Source organism: Rhodococcus sp. YH3-3 (assembly GCF_001653035.1).
Taxonomy (GTDB): domain Bacteria; phylum Actinomycetota; class Actinomycetes; order Mycobacteriales; family Mycobacteriaceae; genus Rhodococcus_F; species Rhodococcus_F qingshengii.
The window spans coordinates 815255-835539 of the sequence record NZ_BCWH01000002.1 but is presented as its reverse complement, the minus strand read 5'-3'; the positions used below and the strand labels follow the sequence as shown (position 1 = coordinate 835539).

The window sequence follows — 20285 nt, the reverse complement described above, 5'->3', positions numbered from 1 at the left end:
GGAGACGGTGATGCCAGAACCGAACCTCGCCGACGCAGTATCAAAGGGGCGTCATGCCACGACAGCAAAAAGTGTCATGCCACGACTGTGCGCTGTGGCACGCCCGAATACTGGCTCAGCGGCCGGATCAGTGCATTCGACTGCCCTTGCTCGATGATGTGCGCCGTCCATCCGGTGATGCGGCTCATCACGAAGATCGGCGTGAACATCTCGACGTCGAAGCCCATGAGGAAATATGCAGGGCCCGTGGGGAAATCGAGATTCGGCTTGATTCCGGTGGCACTGACCATGGTCTTCTCGAGGATCTCGTACATCTGCACCCACTTCTCGCCGTCGGTCGCTGCCGCGACGTCGAGGAGGGCCTGCTTCATGGTCGGAACACGCGAATCACCGTTCTTGTAGACGCGGTGCCCGAAGCCCATGACCTTCTCCTTGGCAGCCAACTTCTCCGACATCCAGGCTTCGGCGCGGTCGGGGTCGTCGATCTCGAGCATGTCGTGCATGACAGCTTCGTTTGCACCGCCGTGCAACGGGCCCTTGAGCGTGCCGATAGCAGCGGTCACTGCGCTGTAGATGTCCGAAAGTGTGGACGTCACAACACGAGCGGCGAACGTCGAGGCATTGAAGGAGTGCTCCGCGTACAGGATCAGCGAGACCTCGAAGGCCTTCACGATCGCCGGCTCCGGAACAGCACCGAAGCACATGTTCAAGAAGTTTTCGGCGAAACCCAGGTCCGACTGCGGCGCGATGGGATCCTGACCGCGCCGGCGGCGGAAATCGGCTGCGACGATGGTCGGCAGCACAGCTGTCATCCGCAGCGCCTTGGCCAGATTGGCCTTCTCCGAGTTGTCGTCCTCCGCCGGATCCTCGGCGCCGAGGTAGCTGATCGCCGTGCGGACAACATCCATGGGGTGGCAGTTGTCCGGCATCTTGGTCAGAAGCGAGAGCAGTGAGCGGTCGGCACGGCGGGCCGCACGCTCACGCAGGCAGAGTAATTCGAGCTGCTCGGGAGTCGGCAGTTCGCCGTACCAGAGCAGGTGCGCAACTTCTTCGAAGCTGCAGTTCGCGGCAAGGTCCTGCACTGCGTAACCGCGATACGTCAACGAATTCGTCTCGGGCACTACCTTGGAGATAGCCGTCGTATCGACGACAACTCCGGCCAAGCCCTTGTAGATCGTCGGAATCTGTTCGGTCATGTCCTACTCCCCTCCAAGCTGAAATTGAAAATGCCACTGTCGAATTCGTTGTAGCGCTCGTACTCGAGAATCTCGTACAACCTGCTGCGATGCTGCATTTCGCCGAGCAGTCCTTCTTGCGTGCCCTCCGCAAAAATCTCGCGCAGACCCTTTTCGATAGCGAACATCGCCAGCCGAAGGGTGGTCACGGGGTAGATGACGGCGTTGAAACCGATCTCTTCCAATGTCTTCGCCGAAATGAGGTTCGACTTCCCGAACTCGGTCATGTTGGCGAGGAGCGGAGTGTCGACTGCTGCGCGGAACTTCTCGAAGTCGGCCTCGGTGGCAAGAGCTTCGGTGAAGATCAGATCGGCACCGGCATCCACATAGGCCTTTGCTCGCTCGATCGCCGCGTCGATACCGTCGATTCCGGCAGCATCGGTGCGCGCGCAGATGACGAAGTTCGGGTCACGACGCGCCGACACTGCAGCACGAACACGGCGAACCATGTCTTCGGTGGGCACAATTGCTTTGCCGTCGAGGTGCCCGCAGCGTTTGGGGTTGATCTGATCCTCGAGGTGCAGACCGGCTATTCCGTCGTCCTCGAAGATCGTGACCGTGCGGGCCGCGCTCATAGGTTCACCGAAACCGGTGTCGGCGTCGATGAGCGTCGGGAGGTCCGTGACGCGCGCGATCTGCTTGCTGTGGCCGGCGACCTCGGTCAAGGTGGTCAGTCCGATGTCGGGAAGCGCCAATCCGGCGGAGTACGCACCACCTGAAACGTAGACACCCTCGAACCCGATTTCCTGAATCAGTCTGGCTGTCAGCGGATTGATCGCACCCGGGAGTCGTTGAATCTTTCCGGACGTCAGCCCCGCCCGGAAGGCAATCCGCTTGTCGGCTGCAGACGTCGCTGCTGCGATGAGGCCCGACATCAGAAAAGTCCCTTGGCGACCTTGGGAGCCCGAGCGAGAACGTCTTCGGAAACGGTGAAGGTCAGCTGATCGAGTTCGCCTGCCTTCAATTCGGCGGTGCGCTGAGCCGCATCGAGGAAGCGGTCCTGTTCGCTCGGCTCGATGACGCCCTCGGCGAGGGTGCGGAATTTCGCGACGTACTGATCGCGAGCGAACGGACGTGCGCCGAGCGGGTGCGCATCGGCCACCGCAAGCTCGTCGACGATGACTTCGCCGCTCTTCAAGGTGATCTCGGCGCGAGCACCGAAAGCCTTCTCGTCCGGATCCGTCGAGTGGTAACGGCGTGTCCATTCGGGATCTTCGCGCGTGGAGATCTTGTTCCACAGCTCGATCGTGTCCGCGCGCTGTGCACGCTCGGACGCGTAGGAATGTTCGTGGTGCCACGTACCGTCCTGTAGCGCAACGGCAAAGATGTACATCACCGAGTGGTCGAGGGTTTCACGCGAGGCGGTCGGGTCGAACTTCTGCGGATCGCCGGAACCGGTGCCGATGACGACGTGGGTGTGGTGACTGGTATGCAGGACGATCGACGCGATCTGGTCGAGATCACCGACACGAGAACGCATTCGGCGAGCGAGGTCGATCGGCGCCTGGCTCTGGTACTCCGCGGAGTGTTCTTTGGTGTACGAGTCGAGGATGGCGCGCTTCGCCTCACCCGAACCGGGTAGCGGAACGTGGTACTCCTTGTCCGGGCCACCGAGTAGCCAGGCGATGACGCCGTCTTCGCCTTCCCAGATCGGTGACGGTGCGCCCTCACCGCGCATCGCGCGGTCGACCGCCTCTACGGCAACCTTGCCTGCCAGCGCAGGCGCGTACGCCTTCCAACTGGAGATCTCGCCCTTGCGGGACTGACGTGTCGCCGTCGTGAGGTGCAGCGCCTGGCCGATTGCCTGGTAGACCGTCTCGGTGCCCAGGCCCAGCAAAGTTCCGATACCTGCCGCAGCCGAGGGGCCGAGGTGTGCGACGTGGTCGATCTTGTGCTCGTGCAGGCAGATAGCCCGAACCAGGTCGATCTGGATCTCGTAGCCGGTCGCCAGACCACGAATCAGGTCTCGACCGTCACGGCTGGTGTGCTGAGCGACGGCGAGGATCGGCGGGATGTTGTCTCCGGGGTGCGAGTACTCGGCGGCGAGGAACGTGTCGTGGAAATCGAGTTCACGAACCGCGACACCGTTGGCCCAGGCGGCCCATTCAGGCGAGAACGTACCGGGGATACCGAACACGGTGGAGCCCGGCGTATACGGATGCGACTGCGCTTGCGCCCGCGCATTCACCACGGGACGGCGCACCAGGGAAGCTGCGGCAACCGCCGCGTTGTCGATGATCCGGTTGACGATCATTTCGGATGTGGCGTCGGTGACGTCGACGGAATCCGTCGCAACTTCCGCGATCTTCCACGCGAGGTGGTCTTCCTTGGGGAACTCTTCGGCAGAGCGGTGAGTGCGTACGAGATGCGTCTTCATCGGTCCTCTTCTCACGTTCTTCGGTATCTATTTGCACGCTACGCAGCTCATTCACCTCGGGATAGGCCCTCGCAATTGCCTATTTGTGCAATGACAATGCTGCAATGTTGCGAATGTTGCGAATAGCTTCTCGGTAGGGTGAACGCGATCGGCACCGAGGAGATTCGATGAAGAAGATGTACGCGGGAGCGCGGCTGCGACGGCTGCGGGAGGAACGAAACCTGTCACAGTCCGCACTGGCGAAGGCACTCGAACTCTCCCCCAGCTATGTCAATCAACTGGAGAACGATCAACGACCGCTGACGGTGCCCGTCCTTCTCAAGCTCAACGCCGAGTTCGATCTCGACGTGCAATTCTTCGCCTCCGATTCCGACGCACGCCTGGTTGCGGACGTTCATCACGCCTTGGCCGAAACTTCGGAATCTGGAGACGTATCTCTGGCCGAGGTGGACGAATTGGTGGCCCGCATGCCGGCGGTCGGACGCACCCTCGTGATGTTGCACCGCCGCCTTCACGCCGCGACAGAGCAGTTGGACCAGTTCTCGATGCAGTTGTCCGGCGAACCAGCGTCCGATGTGTCACTCGTACCGATGCCCTACGAGGAAGTTCGGGACTTCTTCTACGACCGAAAGAATCACATCGCCGTTCTGGACGACGCTGCCGAGCAGATGTTCCTGGACAACGGATTGTCCGTGGGCGCAGTGGATTTGCAACTGGCACGACTACTTCGCGATCAGCACGGCGTCACCGTGACGATCCGTACCGACGAACCCGACAAGCTCGGCCCCAAGCGTTACTACGATCCGAACAAGTCGGTCCTCACACTCGCCCGTCGTCTGTCGGCAGGACAACGCGCGTTCCAGATCGCAATGCAGTTGGCCTTCTTCACGCAGGCCGACGTGATCGATTCCCTTGTCGCCGAGGATGAATCATTGAGCGCCGAGTCCGCAGCGCTGGCTCGCGTCGGACTCGCACACTACTTTGCCGGCGCACTGCTACTCCCGTACACCCAATTCCTGCAATCCGCTGAGGCCTTGCGGTACGACATCGACCTGCTCAGCCTCAAGTTCGAGGTCGGCTTCGAGACAGTCTGCCACCGGTTGTCCACTCTCCAACGACACGGCCAACGCGGCATCCCTTTCTTCTTCGTCCGAACCGATCGCGCCGGAAACATCTCGAAGCGTCAGTCTGCTACCGCCTTTCACTTCTCCAGAGTCGGAGGCAGCTGCCCGCTGTGGGTCATCCACGAGGCATTCGCGAGCCCAGGTCGCATCCTCACTCAGGTCGCGAAGATGCCCGACGGCCGGACATACCTCTGGGTGGCGCGCACTACCCACAGCGGCGGACTCGGGTACCTCGCACCCGAGCGCAACTTCGCCGTCGGACTCGGTTGCGACATCGGCTACGCCGATCGCATGGTCTACTCACACGGAATTCAGACGGACGACCCCGCGACCATCGTGCCGATCGGCGCGGGGTGCAAAGTCTGTGACAGGCCAGCGTGCTCTCAACGCGCCTTCCCTCAACTCGGCCGCTCGATCTCCGTCAGTGAGAACAGCAGCAGCCACCTTCCGTATCCGCAACAATAGGGCGCAAACAATAGGGCGCACCGACTCCACCTGCAGTTTCCCGGAGCTACGACGCTCTTCTGCTTCCATGGACGTCATGCAACCCGATGCCGTGACCCCTCGTCGACTGGTTCTTCGCCGCCTTTCGGCCGTGGCCGGTGTGGCCGGCATCGTGACTGGTTTGGTTGCCTTGATCGCAACTCAGTTGGACGTCGATCACAACATCGTGATCGTTCTCGCGTCAGTGGCGCCCTTGTTGATGATTGCTCCGCTGATCGGTGCCGTCGTCTCGGGTATCGGGCGTCAGTGGATCGTGTGCGCCGCCTCGATCCTCGTCCTTGGGTTGTTCGGATGGTCTGTGAGCCCGCTGTACATCGGCGGAACTGGGGAGTCGACGTCTGCGAACGGTCCACCGATTCGAATCATGCAGGCCAACTTGATGGTCGGTGCAGCGGATCCGGAGTCGCTTGTGGCGATGATCCGCGAACGCGAGGTCGACGTGGTGACGGTCCAGGAGTTGACGTACCAGGAAGCCGACGCGCTCAAAGCCGCCGGGCTTGACGAGGTTCTGAGCCACCAATTCCTCGTCCCGTACACCGACGGTGGTGGCGGGGCAGGAATCTACAGTCGCTTTCCACTCTCCAATCCGCGTAGCCTCGACGGATTCTCACCCGAAACGCTGTCCGCAGAACTGAATGTCGGCTTGGCGCAGCCAGTCACATTGTTCGCCGTGCATCCGGCACCGGCGTACATCTCACCGGCCTCGGTGTGGGCGGACGAGCAGCGAAGGCTTGGGTCTTACATGGACAAAGTCGCCGGGCGGGACAACGTGATAGTGAGCGGCGACTTCAACGCGTCGTACTCGAACAAACAGTTCCGGAATCTTCTCACGAACGGATACACCAGCGCCGCCGACCAATTGGGTTCCGGCCTGATCCCGACCTATCCGACCGACAAGCGGTATCCGGCGGTGGTCGGTATCGACCACATCATCACGAAAGGCGCCGTGGCGACATCCTTGGAACGGATCGAGATCGAGGGATCCGATCACCACGGCCTGATTGCCGACATCACGTTGTCTTGAGTAAATACTGGATTGAGCAAGCACCGGGCCATGGTTGTGCCCCGGTGCTCACGTCTTCAGTTGTCGCGATTCACGCCGCGGTGGGCGGGCTGTTCCCGCCGATGGGCCGCTGGAACGGATCAATCGACATCGGTGGATAGAACACCGTTTTCCGATCCGGCCCGATCTCCACCCGCCACTCCGTGTGATGCAGCGTCCGGTGATGATGACCGCACAACAAGACCAGATTATCGAGATCTGTTGGGCCACCATCGTTCCAGTGAACAATATGATGAGCATCGCACCACCCCGACGGAGTTCCGCACCCCGGAAACGCACACCCACCATCACGAACCGCAAGAGCCCGCCGCTGCGGAACCGTCGCCGTTCTCGCTTCCTTACCGCAGTCGAGCGGAACACCATTCTCATCCAACAAAATCCGCGTTACCGTGCAGTCGCACGCCAACATCCGCGCGGTATCGATACTGATCGGACCTACCCAATCCGTCCACGCGAAACCCAGTTCCTGAGTCGACGGCAGTAGATCCTTCAAGGCTTTGAGGTCCGTCATATCTTTCGCAGACGCAGTCACCGTGATGTGCGGTTTCACCCCGCCCTCGATCGGACCCAACCCCGCCCGCTCATACCGACGCAACAACTCGCAAAACCCGTCCGCCCGCCGTAGCGCCGGAGTACGCGTGTCCTTGACGCCGTCCTTCTCCGGCGTCGGCGCCGACAGACTCGACAACAACGTGATCAGACGCGCCCCGTTCACAGCATCCAGATCACCCTTCACCGACACGCGCCCGTACAAGCCTTTCGAGGCGTAGAACTCGTTGCGCTCCGAATCCTCACCCACCGGGACGCCGTCCTCACGCTTGCCGTACTGCTTCTCGATCCGCCGGATCGCCGCTCGCACCGCATCACAATCCGCAATGTTCTTCGACGCCAGGCCAAGCAGGATCCCGCGAGCCGTGTCCACGTCCGCCAGGGTCATGTTCTTGGGCGGATGCTGACAGAACGACGCCACCTGCCGCGCCTTCAACGCATCAACATCCCCGCGGTGAAACGCATCGCCGACAACAGGTTCGAGCATCAACAACCGCGCCAACCCGACCAGCAGACTGCACTCACCGATCTCCAGATTCGTCGAACCATGCAACCACTGCGCGATCGCCCGAAAACCCTTCCCACCGAGAACCTCCCGGGAAAACATCTCCACGATCAACAACACCATCCGCGACTGCAACTCGTGCCGGACACGCACCAGATCCAGAACCTCCCCCTTGAGGCCCTCGCCATCCAGCTGCCACGCATCCCGACTGTCCATGCCCAAAGTTTAATCGAACACACTTTCGATAACCAGAGACGAACCGGACAACTTCAAAAAGGTGCGCGACTCGAGACCTGTTGAAGTACAGGCTCGTTCAGGACTGATACAGCGCTAGGTCGGAGTGACTATCGCAAAGTTCGGATCCGGCTCGTCGAGGTACCCGGCAAGTTCTGCGAGCTTCGCCGGGTCGCCGGAAACCGAGATGGTTCCATTCGCAATCTCGGCACCCAAGTCCACACCACCGAGCAGCACACCGAGTAAGTCGCGCCGACTCAAACTGAACATCGCATCCACAGACCCAGCATCTGCAGACCCACCTTCCACGTCGAAATGGATCAGAACTCCGTTGCTGAGTTCCGTTCGGTGAACGATGTTTTCGTCAGTGATGTTCCAATCGACGACGATGTGCGAGCCCGCTGCGCGCACTCCGTCCACGCGCAGCGATACTGCATCGAAGACTTGACTTACCGACAGCGCTGCGGTGATGTCGGGCGCCGCGGCAACCGTGGGCGTCCCCACTGAGCCGTTGCGCAGTTCGTATGCACCGGTGAGGTAGAAGTTCCGCCAGGTGCCGTTCTCGGCGCCGTACCCGAGTTGCTCGAAGGTATCGGCCTGCAGATTCTTGGCCTCGACGTTGTCCGGTTCAGCGAAGACCACGTAGTTCACCACCTGCGCAACCCAGCGAAAGTCGCCGCGCTCGTACGGTTCCCGAGCTTTCCGTAACACTTCTGCTGATCCGCCCATGAACTCCACGTGACGCTTGGCCGATTCGACGGGTGGATGCTCCCACAGATGCGCAGGGTTACCGTCGAACCAACCCATGTATCGCTGGTAGATGGCTTTGACGTTGTGACTGACGGAACCGTAGTACCCGTGCGTGTGCCACGCTTGCGCCAATGCAGGTGGCAGCTCGATCGATTCGGCGATCTCGAGACCGGTCCACCCCTGATTGATTCGACGAAGTGTCTGATCGTGAAGGTACCCGTAGAGGTCGCGCTGCAATGACAGGAACTCGGTGAGCCGTTCGGTCCCCCACGTCGGCCAGTGGTGGGACGCAAACAGAACGTCGGATCGTGAGGCGTAACGATTGATCGATTCCGTCAGGTACGCAGACCAGACATGAGGATCTCGTACCAGGGCACCGCGAAGCGTGAGCAGGTTGTGGAGAGTATGAGTTGCGTTCTCCGCCATACACAGTGCGCGCAAATCCGGGAAGTAGAAGTTCATCTCGGACGGGGCCTCGGTTCCGGGCGTCATCTGGAATTCGATCCGAACGCCGTCGATCGTCTCCGTGTGACCTGTCTTCGAGATCGACACCGTCGGCGAAATGAGCGTCGGTGTGCCGGTTGAGGTGGTCTGCCCCAACCCGGCTCCGACGCTACCTCGGGGACCTCGGGGTAAGGCCGCTCCGTACATGTAGGCCGCGCGTCGAGCCATTGCCGTTCCCGCATAGACGTTTTCCTCGACCGCGTGCTCCACGAGCCCGGTGGGTGCGACGATCACGCATCGCCCGGCGGCGACGTCGTCGTCGGTGGTCACACCTTTGACCCCGCCGAAGTGGTCGATGTGCGAATGCGTGTAGATCACCGCGACAACCGGTCGATCACCACGATGCTCCCGATACAACGCGAGACCAGCGGCAGCGGTTTCCCGGGAGATCAGTGGATCGATGACGATGATTCCGGTATCTCCCTCGATCAACGTCATGTTCGACAGATCAAGTCCGCGAATCTGATAGATCGAATCCGTCACCGCAAAGAGTCCCTGCTTGGCGACCAACTTCGACTGACGCCACAAGCTCGGATTGACCGTTGGCGGGCAGTCCTCGTCAAGGAACGCGTAGGAATCGTTGTTCCACAGGACTTTTCCGTCCGAATCGGAAACCAGCCCCGGATCGATTGCGGCGACGAAACCCCGCTTCGCCTCGGTGAAGTCGGCGTCGTCGGAGAACGGTAGAGTCTCGGCGACTCGGGCGTTCGCGGCTTCGATTGCGGCCGATGCCGCACGTGGGTCGATCATAAGTCAGCCTTTCACGCCGAATTGCGGCAATGCGCATTGCCGCAATTGAAGAGAACAGCAGGGCTAGCTCAGCAACTGCGCCTTTGCCGCCGCGAACTCGGCATCGGTCAACACGCCGGACTGATGAAGCTGTCCCAACTCCTGCAGCTTGGAGACCAGATCGTCCGCGCCTGAAGGGGGAACGGACTGCACGGGGGCGACCTGCTGCTGCGGCGGCGGCTGTTGCTGCTGGTACTCCTGCTGATATTCCTGCTGCTGCTCGCTGGCCTTTCGTTGACTCCGTCGATCCATGGCGTTGGACGTCGCCTTTGCGGTTCCAGCCACTACCGCCGTGCGCGCCACCGTGCCGAGCAACCCCGGCCGCCCTCTGCGTCCACCTCGAAAAACCATGCCGAACTCCTTGGGAAATTGTCGCTACTGAAATGCTGCTTCGACCGCTGCGACGACTACCTCGCGCGGTATCTGAACGTGAAGGACTACGTCGCCGCCGCCACCGCGAACCGTCGACGCGAGCTCACGCGCCCACGTCTGCTCGTAGACGATGACTGCGGCGGACGTTCCTGGTTCGAGTGACTCACGGACCACGTCCAGGTCCTCGTCACTGATCAATGCCTTGGCTTCGATGGACAGAATCGCCAGTCCGATGTCGGTGAGATCTTCGTCGACATCGATCTGCGACACCTGTCCGTCCGCGTCCTTGGCGATGTACACGAGGTCGAGCAGAGTGACAAAACCTCGTTCCACCACGTTCTGCAGCGCGGCGACAGCTTCAGGATCCACAGTTGAACCTGGGAATGCCAGCACCACGAGCTCGACCGGTCCGATGTTCATTGCGTCGTTCATCCATCAAGCCTGGTGGCTCGGACGCTTGGGAACCTCACCCGCAGGGGATGAATTACCCGATGCGATCGAGTTATTTGTTGCGACGAATGACTTCGCGAATCGGCCGTACGTGTACGCCTTCTGCTGCGAGGGCTCGCCGGGCTTTGCCTCGGGTGACGAGCACACCGACGATACCGAGAATCCAAACTGGATATTGCACCATCCAGGCGACACGGAATCCGTCGAACGTGTACCCGCCCATGTGCCCGAGGATGACGCCCATCACTTGAATCACGATGAGGGAAGCGAGGAATCCCCCGATGTTGACCATGCCCTGGGCGGTGCCCATCGCCGAACTCGGATTGGATGTGCGCGCGTAGTCGAAGCCGATCACCGAACCCGGCCCACCCACCGAGATGACGACCACCAGGATCGTCAACAACCAGAGCGGAGACGGTTCGCTTCGTGAAAGCACGATCGTCCACATGAGCGCGCTGGCCACCATGATGGTGAGAACCAACCACGATCGACGCATGGGATAGCGACCGGTGAGAATACCGAGGATCGGGCCGGCCACGATTGCCGAGATGACTGACAGCGTCAGCAGCGAGCCGACCGTCGTGGAGTCGAGGCCTTGAGCCGATTTCAGGTACGGCACACCCCACAGCAGCGCGAACGTCGTGATCGAGAACTGAGTCCCCATGTGGCTGAAGAACCCGAGTCGGGTGCCGGGCCGCATCCACACCGTCTTGATCTGTCGCCCGATCTCCTTGGCGCCGGCCGGCACGGCGACCACGTCGGCACCGGGAGGCGCGTCGCGGATGACACTCAACGCCAGCGCAAACGCCAACAGTCCGACAGCGGCAGCGCTGCCGTAGGCAAAAGTCCAGCCCGGTCCGGACAACAGCAACATGAACGGAAGCGCAGACATCACCTGGCCCAGCTGACCGAGGATGCCCGTGAACTGCGAGACCAACGGCACCTGCCGGGGCGGGAACCACTGCGGTACCAACCGCAACACCGAGATGAAGGTGAGTGCATCCCCGGCACCGACGGCAATACGTGCACCGATCGCGACGGGCAGCGATTCGGTGAAGGCGAGAGCCAACTGCGCGGACATCATGATGAACGCACCGACTGCGATCATGATCCGCGAACCGTAGCGGTCGAGGAGGACTCCCGCCGGAATCTGCATGCCGGCGTACACGACGATCTGCAGCACGACGAAGCTCGACAGAACGCTGGGCGAGATCGAGAACCGATCAGCAGCAGACAGACCCGAGACGCCGAACGAAGTGCGGTGAAGCACGGCGATCACGTAGGCAAAAACACCGACACCCCAGACCAACCACACTTTTTTCATCGGGTCTGTATGTTACTCCTGTCTTTCGCAAGGCTCAGGACATGATTATTCGCGGCCCTGAGACACCCAATTCAGATCGGCCGAACGGAAGCCTTCGGTGATCGCGGCGAGGGAGTCGAGGCGAGCGATCTGGTCTTCGCTCAAAACGATGTCCAACGCTCCGGCGTTTTCGGTGACTCGTGCAGCGAACCGAGTGCCGGGAATCGAAACGGAAGGCAACCCGTACTGGCGGCCCTTGGCATCGAGCCATGCCAGGGAAACCTGTGCAGGCGTCGCGCCGAGCTCCTCACCGACGGCGCGGACCACGTCGAGAACCTTCTGATTGGCGGGAAGTGCGGAGTCCGAGAAGCGGGGGAAGCGTCGGCGTAGGTCGTTGTCACTGAGCGTCGCCGCATCGAACGATCCCGCCAAGAAGCCTCGGCCCACAGGTGAAAAGGGCACGAACCCGACTCCGAGTTCCGCCGCGGTGGGTACTACCTTGTTCTCGACGTCACGGCTCCAGATGCTCCATTCCGACTGGATCGCCGCGATCGGATGTACCCCGTACGCACGACGCAGTTCGCCACCGGTCGCCTCGGACAGTCCGATGTTGCGGACCTTGCCCGCCTTCACCTGCTCCGCGATCGCGCCGACGGTGTCTTCGATCGGCACGTTCGGGTCGACCCGGTGCAAGTAGTAGAGGTCGACATGATCGACGCCGAGTCGTCCCAGAGACTCGTCGAGTGCCCGCGGCACGTAAGCCGGGTCTCCGTTGATCCCGCGCTGACCGTTGGCGATGTTGCCGACCAGACCGAACTTGGTCGCCAACTGCACTTCGTCCCGGCGGTCTTTGAGAAGCTCTCCCACCGCACGCTCACTCGAGCCCTCGCCGTACACGTTGGCGGTGTCGATGAACGTGATCCCGATGTCCACCGCATGGTGCAGCGTGGCGAGCGCCTCGGCCGGATCCACCGGGCCGTAGACCGGGGCGAGGGACATCGCGCCGTATCCCTGGGCGCTGACAGTGAGACCTTCGGCCAGAGTGACGGTGGGGACGGTCATGAAAACTCCTCGATTCGACTGAGCGACAACCCCGACAGTCTTCACCGAATCGAAGCCTCACGCACCGATTAACGTCACGCTGATCGGGTTACCCTCGAGTGATGGCATTCGATTGGCTCGAACTCGTACTCACCGCCCACCGCGAATTCGGTTCACGACTCGCTGCGGTCGAGGACTGGAACGCACCCACGCCCGACTCCGACTGGCACGTCGAACACCTCGTCCGCCACGTCATCGAGGAGCAGCAGTGGGTACCGCCGCTCCTGGCCGGACTGACGGTCGGCGAGGCGACACCGGACATCGTTCCCGTCGGGGACGACCTGTGGACCGAATGGCAGAAGTACTCCGATGCCGCAATCAAAGCGTGGAAATCGACGGACCTCAGTGCCCACGTTCACCTCTCGTACGGCACGGTGAAGGTGGAACCCTATCTGCGCCAGCAGACCTCGGACGTCACGATCCACACCTGGGACCTCGCGCGAGCGGTCGGAGCAGACGAGCGACTCGATCCAGACCTCGTCGAGGCCGTCTGGTCCGACCTCGACGGGCAGCGCGACATGCTCGCCGAGAGCGGACTCTTCTCCGATCCCGTCGACCTCCCGGACGATGCGTCGTTGCAGGACAAGCTGATTGCCCTGACCGGTCGCGATCCTCGTTAGACGTTCAGCGACACACCCGTCGTGCGAGCGACGCCGTCCCAGCCGCCGGCAGGTGCACCGAGGCCGAGCAGAGCCGCAACCGTCGGCGCGACGTCGATCGTGCGAGCCTGCGTGTCGATCTTCCGTCCACCGTCCAGAGCGGGATGTCCGCCGCTGAGGAAGAACGGAATGGGCAGTGTCACGAAGTGACCGTGGTTGCCGGGAATCGGGTTGGACAGTGGAGTCGGATCACTGAACCGCCAGCCCTGAGCGCAAAACGCAACGACGTCACCGGCATTGGTGCCGAGATCGAATTCGGCGGGGAGGTGGCTGGATTCGACGCCGTCCACACCATCCACGATCTGCTGAATCCGGCTGACGGCTTCCGCCCGTTCGCCATCGGGTCCGATGAAGTAGATCAGGTCTGCGCCACCGTTCTGGGCGATTCGAATCTTGCCTGCCAGCAACGGGTCCGCGTTCAGCGGTCGATCCAAGCCGATGAGCCGCGCGGGCTCCGACCAGTCCATGGAGTGGTCGGCCAACACGATCAGAATGCTCCGATTCCAGCGACCCGTGTCATGAAGGAAGTCGACGAAGCGGCGAACCTGGTTGTCGGTGTTCTGAAGTGCAGCCGTGCGAGCGATCCGGATGGACGGACCGGACAGATCCAGGTGCCCGACCCGATCGACGTCACCGAGGTTGGTGAATGACAGCCGCGGCGAGTTCCCGCCGACGATACGGATCAAGGCGTCGATCGTGAAGTTGTCCGGCGCATGCTCGGTACCGGGAACGAGCGGCTGCGGATCCCACACCAATGAGGCGCGGTCACCGAACAACCCGTGCAGGTAGCGCTTCGACAGCACACTCGCAGTGGTCAATCCGAGTTCGGTGCGCACCCGATCCAGAACCGTCGATGCCTGCAGGTCGGAAGGCCGATCGAGGTCACGCTTCTTGTCGATGGCCGGATCGTAGACGGAGTTGGCGGGTACGCCCGAACGCGCCGGCAGCACTCCCGTCATCATCGCCGTGTGGTTCGGCAGCGTCTCTGCGATCGTGATGGCACTGGCGTCCGGGTAGTGGATACCGCCGGCCGCAAGCCCGGTCAGCGTCGGGGTGAGCTCCGATCGCAGCTCGTCCGGCCGCATGCCGTCGACGACTATGACATGCACGTCCAGGTCTGGGATTCCGGCGCTGGTGGGAACACTCGCGCGAGCGGGCGTTCCGAGCAATGCCGTTCCGGCGACAACACTTCCACCGATCAGAACGCTACGACGCGAAACTTCGATGCTCACTGGTCGACTCCTGGTCGGTACGAGGCCTGATCGAGGGCGGCCGAGGTGGGTGAGACTCTACTGCCCGCGCCTGCCGGAAGACGGTAGCTCACGGCGTAGTGCGCATTGCTCTGCGGATTGGTGAGATCGTCGACGTAGTACCAGTCCATCTGAGTACCTTCGCGGGCGATTTCGAATACGCCGTAGCCGTGCGAATCCAGTTCGACGTACCGCACGTGTCGGTTCACGGCCTTGAATGCTTCTTCTGCCGCAACGGTTACCGTGCGCGGTGGCACTTTCAGCATGTCGTCGATATTGGGCGACGTCACCGACGGGACGACGAACTCGGCGCCGACGGTCGGCCCACCCGGATAGTTGGCGGCGTTGGTCGGTAGGTCGCAGGCCCACGACGTGTGGATGTCACCGGTGATGAAGACGGTGTTGTCCACACCGTTCGAGGTGATCGCGTCGAAAAGCCTGGTGCGGTCGGCGGTGTACCCGTCCCACTGATCCGTGTTGTACGGGACACCGGCCTGCGGCACACCCACCAGTTCGGTCAACGCCGCGGTGGTCGCCGGTTCCAGCGGCGGGAACACGCAGGGCGTGATCATGACCGGATTGCCGACGACCTTCCACTGCGTCGGGGAGGTGACGATTCCGTTGGTCAACCAATCCATCTGTGCGCGTCCGGTAATGGTGCGCGACGGATCGTCGACCTGCTTCATGGTCGGTTGCTCGTCGCGGTAAGTACGCAGATCGAGCATCGAGATCTCGGCCAGATTCCCGAAGCGGAACCGACGATACAGCTGAACGCTCGAACCACTACCCGACGGGCGGACGGGCATCCACTCGAAATATGCCTTGGCCGAGTTGGCCTTTCGATCTACCCAGTCACCTTCGACACCGGGAGTGTGGTTTTCGGCGCCGTCCCGGTACGCGTTGTCGGCCGATTCGTGATCGTCCCACGTGGTGATGAACGGGAGCTTCAGGTGCAGAGCTGCCAGATCCGGGTCTGTCTTGTACTGCGCGTGCCGAATTCGGTAGTCGGCCAGCGAAATGATCTCGTGGGCCGGCTCGTGAAGGCGAACGGATCCGTTTCTCGCGCCGTACTCCCCCTGCCCGTACTCGTAGATGTAGTCACCGAGGTGGATGATCGCGTCGAGGTCTTCGCGGAACGCGAGGTGACGATAGGCACCGAAATACCCCGCCTCCCAGTTGGAGCAGGACACCACGCCGAAGCGGAGACGATCGAGATCTGCCGAGTTCGACGGAGCCGTGCGGGTGCGGCCCACCGGAGAAACAGCCGAACCCGCAGTGAATCGGTACCAGTACGTCGTCGACGAATCGAGTCCGGTGACGTCGACCTTCGCGGTGTGATCGGAATCCGCCGAAGCAGCAACACTTCCGGACGCAACGACGCTCGCGAACCCCTCATCGGTCGCGCCCTGCCAGTTGAGAGTCACCGCCGGCCCGACGCCGGAACCGGGCGTCGCGTCTGCCGTCGGGGTGATGCGGGTCCAGATGATCACCGCATCCGGCAACGGGTCACCGGATGCCACGCCGTGCGCGAAGCCCGGGCTGCCACCCGGAACCTCGGCACCGGCGTGGCTCGCCGAAGCGACACCGAGACCTACTGCGCCGGCAAGGGCCGCCGATCCCTGCAGCAGGCCACGTCTGGATATTCGATCGAAGGCATTCGTGTGCACGCTAGGAGTGAACCCGCACCTGAACGGGCGTTCAAGAGAGCTTCGGGATGTTCACCCAGGCTTCGCCTGCGCTTCTCTGGAAGTTTGATCGAGTCGATCCCGATCACAACCGGTAATCGAGGGCCGAGCCTCGAACCACACCGACCTTGACTCCGATGTAACCGCCGAGTGCACCCCCGGCCGCGATCAGGATCCAGAACGCCGGCGGAAGCAGAGCCTCGGACCCGTCGACCTCGGAAAACGCGGAATAACCTGCGATCAACGCGCCGAACAGGATGGGCAGTATCAGCAGAGCGGCAAAGAAAGTCACCCACACCGATACGAAGCGGCCCTTCCACCGGGCAATCTCGTGCAGAACCGTCAGAACGACCAGGAAGACACCACTACCGGTCAAGAAGGCGGCCAGAACTGCAAATCCGAAAGCCGAAGTCAGTTCCGACTCCACGTGAATCCCCCTGTACGTCAATCACCTGCACACTCAGCCCCAACTGCGATGCGACGAGTCTATTCACGACGGACGGCGTTTGTCGGCAAGTCGAGTCGCTCGTCTGCCGGAAACACACCCCGCTGACGCCTATGCTTGGAAAATGACCGAACCCGACATCAAGCCCAGAAGTCGTGACGTCACCGACGGACTCGAAAAGACCGCAGCGCGCGGCATGTTGCGTGCAGTAGGAATGGGCGACGACGACTGGGTCAAGTCGCAGATCGGCGTCGCCTCGTCCTGGAACGAAATCACGCCATGCAACCTGTCCCTCGATCGCCTGGCCAAGGCCGTCAAGGAGGGCGTACGGGAAGCCGGCGGGTTCCCTCTCGAATTCGGCACTATCTCCGTCTCCGACGGCATTTCGATGGGGCACGAGGGCATGCACTTCTCCCTCGTCTCCCGTGAAGTGATCGCGGACAGCGTCGAGACCGTCATGCAGGCCGAGCGTCTCGACGGATCGGTCCTTCTCGCCGGCTGCGACAAGTCGTTGCCCGGCATGATGATGGCGGCGGCCCGCCTCGACCTCGCCAGCGTGTTCCTCTACGCCGGCTCCACCCTCCCCGGCGTCGCCAAACTTTCCGACGGCAGTGAGCGGGAAGTCACCGTCATCGACGCGTTCGAGGCGGTTGGCGCCTGCTCGCGTGGGCTGATGAGCCGCGCCGACGTCGACACCATCGAACGGGCGATCTGCCCGGGCGAAGGCGCGTGCGGCGGCATGTACACGGCAAACACGATGGCCAGCGCCGCCGAGGCCATGGGAATGTCGCTGCCCGGCAGCGCTTCACCGCCCGCACCGGATCGTCGCCGCGACGGCTTCGCCCGCGAGAGCGGCAAAGCCGTTGTCGAACTCCTGCGTCGAGGTATCACTGCGAGGGACATCCTCACCAAGGAAGCGTTCGAGAACGCCATTGCAGTAGTCATGGCATTCGGCGGATCCACCAATGCGGTGCTCCATCTCCTCGCGATCGCGCACGAAGCGTACGTCCCGCTGACGCTCGACGACTTCGCTCGCGTCGGTGCGAAGGTCCCGCACCTCGCCGACGTCAAGCCTTTCGGAAAGCACGTCATGACGGACGTCGACCGTATCGGCGGCGTCCCCGTGATCATGAAGGCATTGCTCGACGCGGGACTCATGCACGGAGATTGCCTGACCGTCACCGGTAAGACCGTGGCGGAGAATCTCGCGCACATCACCCCGCCCGATCCGGACGGCAAGGTCCTGCGGGCGATGAACAAGCCCATTCACCCCACCGGAGGCATCACGATCTTGAAGGGGTCACTCGCGCCCGGCGGCGCGGTGGTCAAGTCGGCAGGATTCGAGTCTGATGTATTCGTCGGCACTGCACGGGTTTTCGAACGCGAGCGCGCCGCGATGGATGCTCTCGAGGACGGCACCATCACCGGCGGTGACGTTGTCGTCATCCGCTACGAAGGCCCGAAGGGTGGTCCCGGCATGCGCGAGATGCTGGCCATCACGGGCGCGATCAAGGGCGCGGGTCTCGGCAAGGACGTCCTGCTGCTGACGGACGGACGATTCTCTGGTGGCACTACTGGCTTGTGCGTCGGACACGTTGCGCCCGAGGCGGTTGACGGCGGTCCCATCGCGTTCGTTCGCGACGGCGATCAGATCCGACTCGACGTGGGTACCGGACAACTCGAATTGTTGGTCGACGACTCCGAATTGGAAGCCCGCAAGAAGGGCTGGGAGCCGTTGCCGCCTCGCTACACACGTGGTGTGTTGGCCAAGTACTCCAAGCTCGTGGGATCAGCCTCGGGTGGAGCAGTGTGCGGCTGATCCCAGCTCGCCGCTAGATGGGCCGGTACCCGGCGCCGACGCCTCCGTGGGCATTGATCGTGTCCACGATGGAGGTCATGTTGGTGCCGAGTTCCGGCCCCAGGCACGGCACCCAGAGGTAGGCGTTGACCATCGCGACCAGCGTCGTCCCGACCGTGACCGGGGCTCCCGAATCACCGTGGTCGACGCAGATCTGAGTCCAGGTGGATGCGTCGGCGCTCAGGTCTCCCCAGACGACGCCGCAGGTCGTGCCCGTCGTACGGCCTTCCTTGCAGGCCGTAGCCGGGAAGCTGGCCGGAGCGCCGATCGAGGTGATGGTTGCCGCGCCCACCGTTCGAACTGGTGTGACCTTGCCCGGATCGAACTGGATGACCCCGTAGTCCAGGTCCGGGTTCGACTCGACGAACGTGCCGACCACGCCTGCGTCCTCGTTGCTTTCCGGGATCACGAACGATCCAGGACCACCGCAGTGACCTGCGGTGATACCCACGAGTCTGCCGCCGTTGTCGTGACCGATAGTGGTCAACGTACAGACCAGCTGATTGTCGATGATGATGCCCGAACCACCACCCATGGGCGTGGGTGCAGCAACAGCGTTGCTGCTGACGATGAACCCGAGTCCGAGTGCCAAGACCAACGCTGCCAGAGCCGAAACAATTCGCTGCAACATCACAATCTCTCCGCCGGTAATCTCCCCGCTGCAAAAAACGCATACCCCGGAAAGTGCGGACCTACGCAGCGTTTCTAGTCGGTAGCTCCGAGCGCTTCGAGCATCTTGCGTGCCTCCTCGAGCTGACGACTCAACTCGTCGACTCGCGCTGCAGCCATGTCCCGTGCAGCGACGATGATGGACTCGACAGCCTCGATTGCGGTGGGCTCACCCAACTCGCGGACAGCTCGCTCGACCGCATCGGGTGCGACCGGAACTGCTTTGCCCGGACGCTTGGCGCCCTGTGTGACCGTCACGCTCCAGTCGTTGTCCGCGCCCGCATGGATCGTGACGCTGATGCCGGCCGGCAGTTTCTTCGCACGCTTTACGGCCGGACGAGGTGTCGCGGCAGGGGCAGCAGTAGTAGTCGGTACCGGAGCGGGTGCAGGCTGCGCACGCGGCTTCGGTCGAACAGGCTCTACGAGTGGCTCCATCAGGGGCTCGGACTCCACAACTGGTTTGGGCCGTGGCGCCGGTTTGGCCGGTGCCGCAGAGACGCGGTTGATGCGCAATTCCTCTGCCTCGAAAGGCAATTCGTCGTTGACGCCTTTGGGGCGGATCATCACGGTGTTGCCGTCCACCGACACGACTTTCGCCGAGGTACCGGCTTCGATCCCCAAGCTGGGAGTCGCCTCGCGCAGATAGACGGTGGCGCGCTTGCCTTCGGCGACAGCCGTGGCGAGCGCTGCCAGATTGTCCGCAGTGAGGTGATCCGGCGTTGATGCGGCAGCGCCGGAACGTCTACGGGGTGGCATGCGCAGGTCCTTTCAGAAGTATCTCGTGCATTTCGGTATCGACAGTGCTTTTCTCGGGGCAACTCTTGCACAAGCCACCGACGTGTTGACTCTCACCGCCCGC

The 20285-nt window shown here is 62.3% G+C and carries 18 protein-coding genes; 4 read left to right on the top strand and 14 right to left on the bottom strand.

Annotation, left to right across the window (positions count from 1 at the left end):
- Positions 1-74: 74 nt before the first annotated feature.
- Genes YH3_RS16670 through prpD form a run of 3 tightly spaced genes read right to left on the bottom strand, consistent with a single transcriptional unit; the run spans position 75 to position 3612 of the window.
- Entirely contained in the window at positions 75-1196 is a 1122-nt protein-coding gene (locus tag YH3_RS16670; protein ID WP_020909098.1) for a bifunctional 2-methylcitrate synthase/citrate synthase, read from the bottom strand.
- Positions 1193-2110 (bottom strand): methylisocitrate lyase, encoded by a 918-nt coding sequence (gene prpB, locus YH3_RS16665; RefSeq protein ID WP_003940134.1) that lies wholly within the window; start codon positions 2108-2110, stop codon positions 1193-1195. Before prpB ends, YH3_RS16670 begins: the two co-directional genes overlap by 4 nt.
- The gene (gene prpD, locus YH3_RS16660; protein ID WP_064443740.1) at positions 2110-3612 is read right to left on the bottom strand and encodes a 2-methylcitrate dehydratase PrpD; all 1503 of its coding nucleotides are present in this window, start codon (positions 3610-3612) and stop codon (positions 2110-2112) included. The genes prpB and prpD overlap by 1 nt, the downstream gene beginning before the upstream one ends.
- Positions 3613-3779: 167 nt before the next feature.
- Between prpD and YH3_RS16655 the strand changes: the two genes are divergently transcribed.
- On the top strand, positions 3780-5201 hold the full coding sequence (locus YH3_RS16655; protein ID WP_064443739.1) for a short-chain fatty acyl-CoA regulator family protein: 1422 nt from the start codon (positions 3780-3782) through the stop codon (positions 5199-5201).
- A 67-nt stretch (positions 5202-5268) separates the two neighbouring features.
- A complete protein-coding gene (locus tag YH3_RS16650) occupies positions 5269-6264 on the top strand; it encodes an endonuclease/exonuclease/phosphatase family protein (RefSeq protein ID WP_064443738.1) in 996 nt (331 codons plus the stop codon).
- Positions 6265-6334: 70 nt separating this feature from the next.
- Here the strand turns inward: YH3_RS16650 and YH3_RS16645 are convergent, their stop codons facing one another.
- From YH3_RS16645 to YH3_RS16620, 6 genes are all read right to left on the bottom strand, one after another.
- Positions 6335-7573, bottom strand: a complete 1239-nt coding sequence (locus tag YH3_RS16645) for an HNH endonuclease signature motif containing protein (RefSeq protein WP_064443737.1) — start codon at positions 7571-7573, stop codon at positions 6335-6337.
- A 114-nt stretch (positions 7574-7687) separates the two neighbouring features.
- Positions 7688-9595 carry an alkyl/aryl-sulfatase gene (locus tag YH3_RS16640; RefSeq protein ID WP_064443736.1) on the bottom strand — a complete coding sequence of 636 codons (1908 nt, stop codon included), beginning with the start codon at positions 9593-9595 and terminating at the stop codon, positions 7688-7690.
- Positions 9596-9658: 63 nt separating this feature from the next.
- A complete protein-coding gene (locus YH3_RS16635) occupies positions 9659-9985 on the bottom strand; it encodes an SHOCT domain-containing protein (RefSeq protein ID WP_003939954.1) in 327 nt (108 codons plus the stop codon).
- A gap of 24 nt (positions 9986-10009) precedes the next feature.
- A complete protein-coding gene (locus YH3_RS16630) occupies positions 10010-10438 on the bottom strand; it encodes a DUF6325 family protein (RefSeq protein ID WP_007732604.1) in 429 nt (142 codons plus the stop codon).
- Between the two features lie 70 nt (positions 10439-10508).
- Positions 10509-11780 (bottom strand): nitrate/nitrite transporter, encoded by a 1272-nt coding sequence (locus tag YH3_RS16625; RefSeq protein WP_007732605.1) that lies wholly within the window; start codon positions 11778-11780, stop codon positions 10509-10511.
- 45 nt (positions 11781-11825) lie between these two features.
- Positions 11826-12821: an aldo/keto reductase gene (locus YH3_RS16620; protein WP_064444213.1), complete on the bottom strand. Its 996-nt coding sequence runs from the start codon at positions 12819-12821 to the stop codon at positions 11826-11828.
- Between the two features lie 101 nt (positions 12822-12922).
- On the opposite strand from YH3_RS16620, the gene YH3_RS16615 reads away from it, so the two are divergent.
- Positions 12923-13480 carry a TIGR03086 family metal-binding protein gene (locus YH3_RS16615; protein WP_007732609.1) on the top strand — a complete coding sequence of 186 codons (558 nt, stop codon included), beginning with the start codon at positions 12923-12925 and terminating at the stop codon, positions 13478-13480.
- Here the strand turns inward: YH3_RS16615 and YH3_RS16610 are convergent.
- From YH3_RS16610 to YH3_RS16600, 3 genes are all read right to left on the bottom strand, one after another.
- The gene (locus tag YH3_RS16610; RefSeq protein ID WP_007732611.1) at positions 13477-14751 is read right to left on the bottom strand and encodes an alkaline phosphatase family protein; all 1275 of its coding nucleotides are present in this window, start codon (positions 14749-14751) and stop codon (positions 13477-13479) included. The genes YH3_RS16615 and YH3_RS16610 overlap by 4 nt on opposite strands.
- Complete coding sequence (locus YH3_RS16605; RefSeq protein WP_064443735.1) at positions 14748-16436, bottom strand: alkaline phosphatase; 1689 nt, start codon at positions 16434-16436, stop codon at positions 14748-14750. Before YH3_RS16605 ends, YH3_RS16610 begins: the two co-directional genes overlap by 4 nt.
- Positions 16437-16539: 103 nt before the next feature.
- Complete coding sequence (locus YH3_RS16600; RefSeq protein WP_003940142.1) at positions 16540-16881, bottom strand: hypothetical protein; 342 nt, start codon at positions 16879-16881, stop codon at positions 16540-16542.
- A 142-nt stretch (positions 16882-17023) separates the two neighbouring features.
- Here YH3_RS16600 and ilvD point away from each other — a divergent pair, with 142 nt between their 5' ends.
- Positions 17024-18718, top strand: coding sequence for a dihydroxy-acid dehydratase (gene ilvD, locus YH3_RS16595; protein ID WP_003940201.1), 1695 nt, complete (start codon positions 17024-17026; stop codon positions 18716-18718).
- Between the two features lie 13 nt (positions 18719-18731).
- Here ilvD and YH3_RS16590 read toward each other — a convergent pair whose 3' ends face one another.
- Together YH3_RS16590 and YH3_RS16585 are read right to left on the bottom strand one after the other, a co-directional pair.
- Positions 18732-19388: a S1 family peptidase gene (locus YH3_RS16590; protein WP_007732621.1), complete on the bottom strand. Its 657-nt coding sequence runs from the start codon at positions 19386-19388 to the stop codon at positions 18732-18734.
- 74 nt (positions 19389-19462) lie between these two features.
- Complete coding sequence (locus YH3_RS16585) at positions 19463-20182, bottom strand: DUF6319 family protein (protein WP_003940205.1); 720 nt, start codon at positions 20180-20182, stop codon at positions 19463-19465.
- Between the last annotated feature and the right edge of the window lie 103 nt (positions 20183-20285).

What these genes read in the sequence shown, in the direction of transcription:
- YH3_RS16615 (WP_007732609.1), top strand. Translation starts at nt 12,923, where the DNA reads ATGGCATTCGATTGGCTCGAACTCGTACTCACCGCCCACCGCGAATTC.
- YH3_RS16625 (WP_007732605.1), bottom strand. Translation starts at nt 11,780, where the DNA reads ATGAAAAAAGTGTGGTTGGTCTGGGGTGTCGGTGTTTTTGCCTACGTG.
- YH3_RS16585 (WP_003940205.1), bottom strand. Translation starts at nt 20,182, where the DNA reads ATGCCACCCCGTAGACGTTCCGGCGCTGCCGCATCAACGCCGGATCAC.
- prpB (WP_003940134.1), bottom strand. Translation starts at nt 2,110, where the DNA reads ATGTCGGGCCTCATCGCAGCAGCGACGTCTGCAGCCGACAAGCGGATT.
- YH3_RS16655 (WP_064443739.1), top strand. Translation starts at nt 3,780, where the DNA reads ATGAAGAAGATGTACGCGGGAGCGCGGCTGCGACGGCTGCGGGAGGAA.
- YH3_RS16650 (WP_064443738.1), top strand. Translation starts at nt 5,269, where the DNA reads ATGGACGTCATGCAACCCGATGCCGTGACCCCTCGTCGACTGGTTCTT.
- YH3_RS16630 (WP_007732604.1), bottom strand. Translation starts at nt 10,438, where the DNA reads ATGAACGACGCAATGAACATCGGACCGGTCGAGCTCGTGGTGCTGGCA.
- YH3_RS16640 (WP_064443736.1), bottom strand. Translation starts at nt 9,595, where the DNA reads ATGATCGACCCACGTGCGGCATCGGCCGCAATCGAAGCCGCGAACGCC.
- YH3_RS16635 (WP_003939954.1), bottom strand. Translation starts at nt 9,985, where the DNA reads ATGGTTTTTCGAGGTGGACGCAGAGGGCGGCCGGGGTTGCTCGGCACG.
- prpD (WP_064443740.1), bottom strand. Translation starts at nt 3,612, where the DNA reads ATGAAGACGCATCTCGTACGCACTCACCGCTCTGCCGAAGAGTTCCCC.
- YH3_RS16620 (WP_064444213.1), bottom strand. Translation starts at nt 12,821, where the DNA reads ATGACCGTCCCCACCGTCACTCTGGCCGAAGGTCTCACTGTCAGCGCC.
- YH3_RS16670 (WP_020909098.1), bottom strand. Translation starts at nt 1,196, where the DNA reads ATGACCGAACAGATTCCGACGATCTACAAGGGCTTGGCCGGAGTTGTC.
- ilvD (WP_003940201.1), top strand. Translation starts at nt 17,024, where the DNA reads ATGACCGAACCCGACATCAAGCCCAGAAGTCGTGACGTCACCGACGGA.
- YH3_RS16645 (WP_064443737.1), bottom strand. Translation starts at nt 7,573, where the DNA reads ATGGACAGTCGGGATGCGTGGCAGCTGGATGGCGAGGGCCTCAAGGGG.
- YH3_RS16590 (WP_007732621.1), bottom strand. Translation starts at nt 19,388, where the DNA reads ATGTTGCAGCGAATTGTTTCGGCTCTGGCAGCGTTGGTCTTGGCACTC.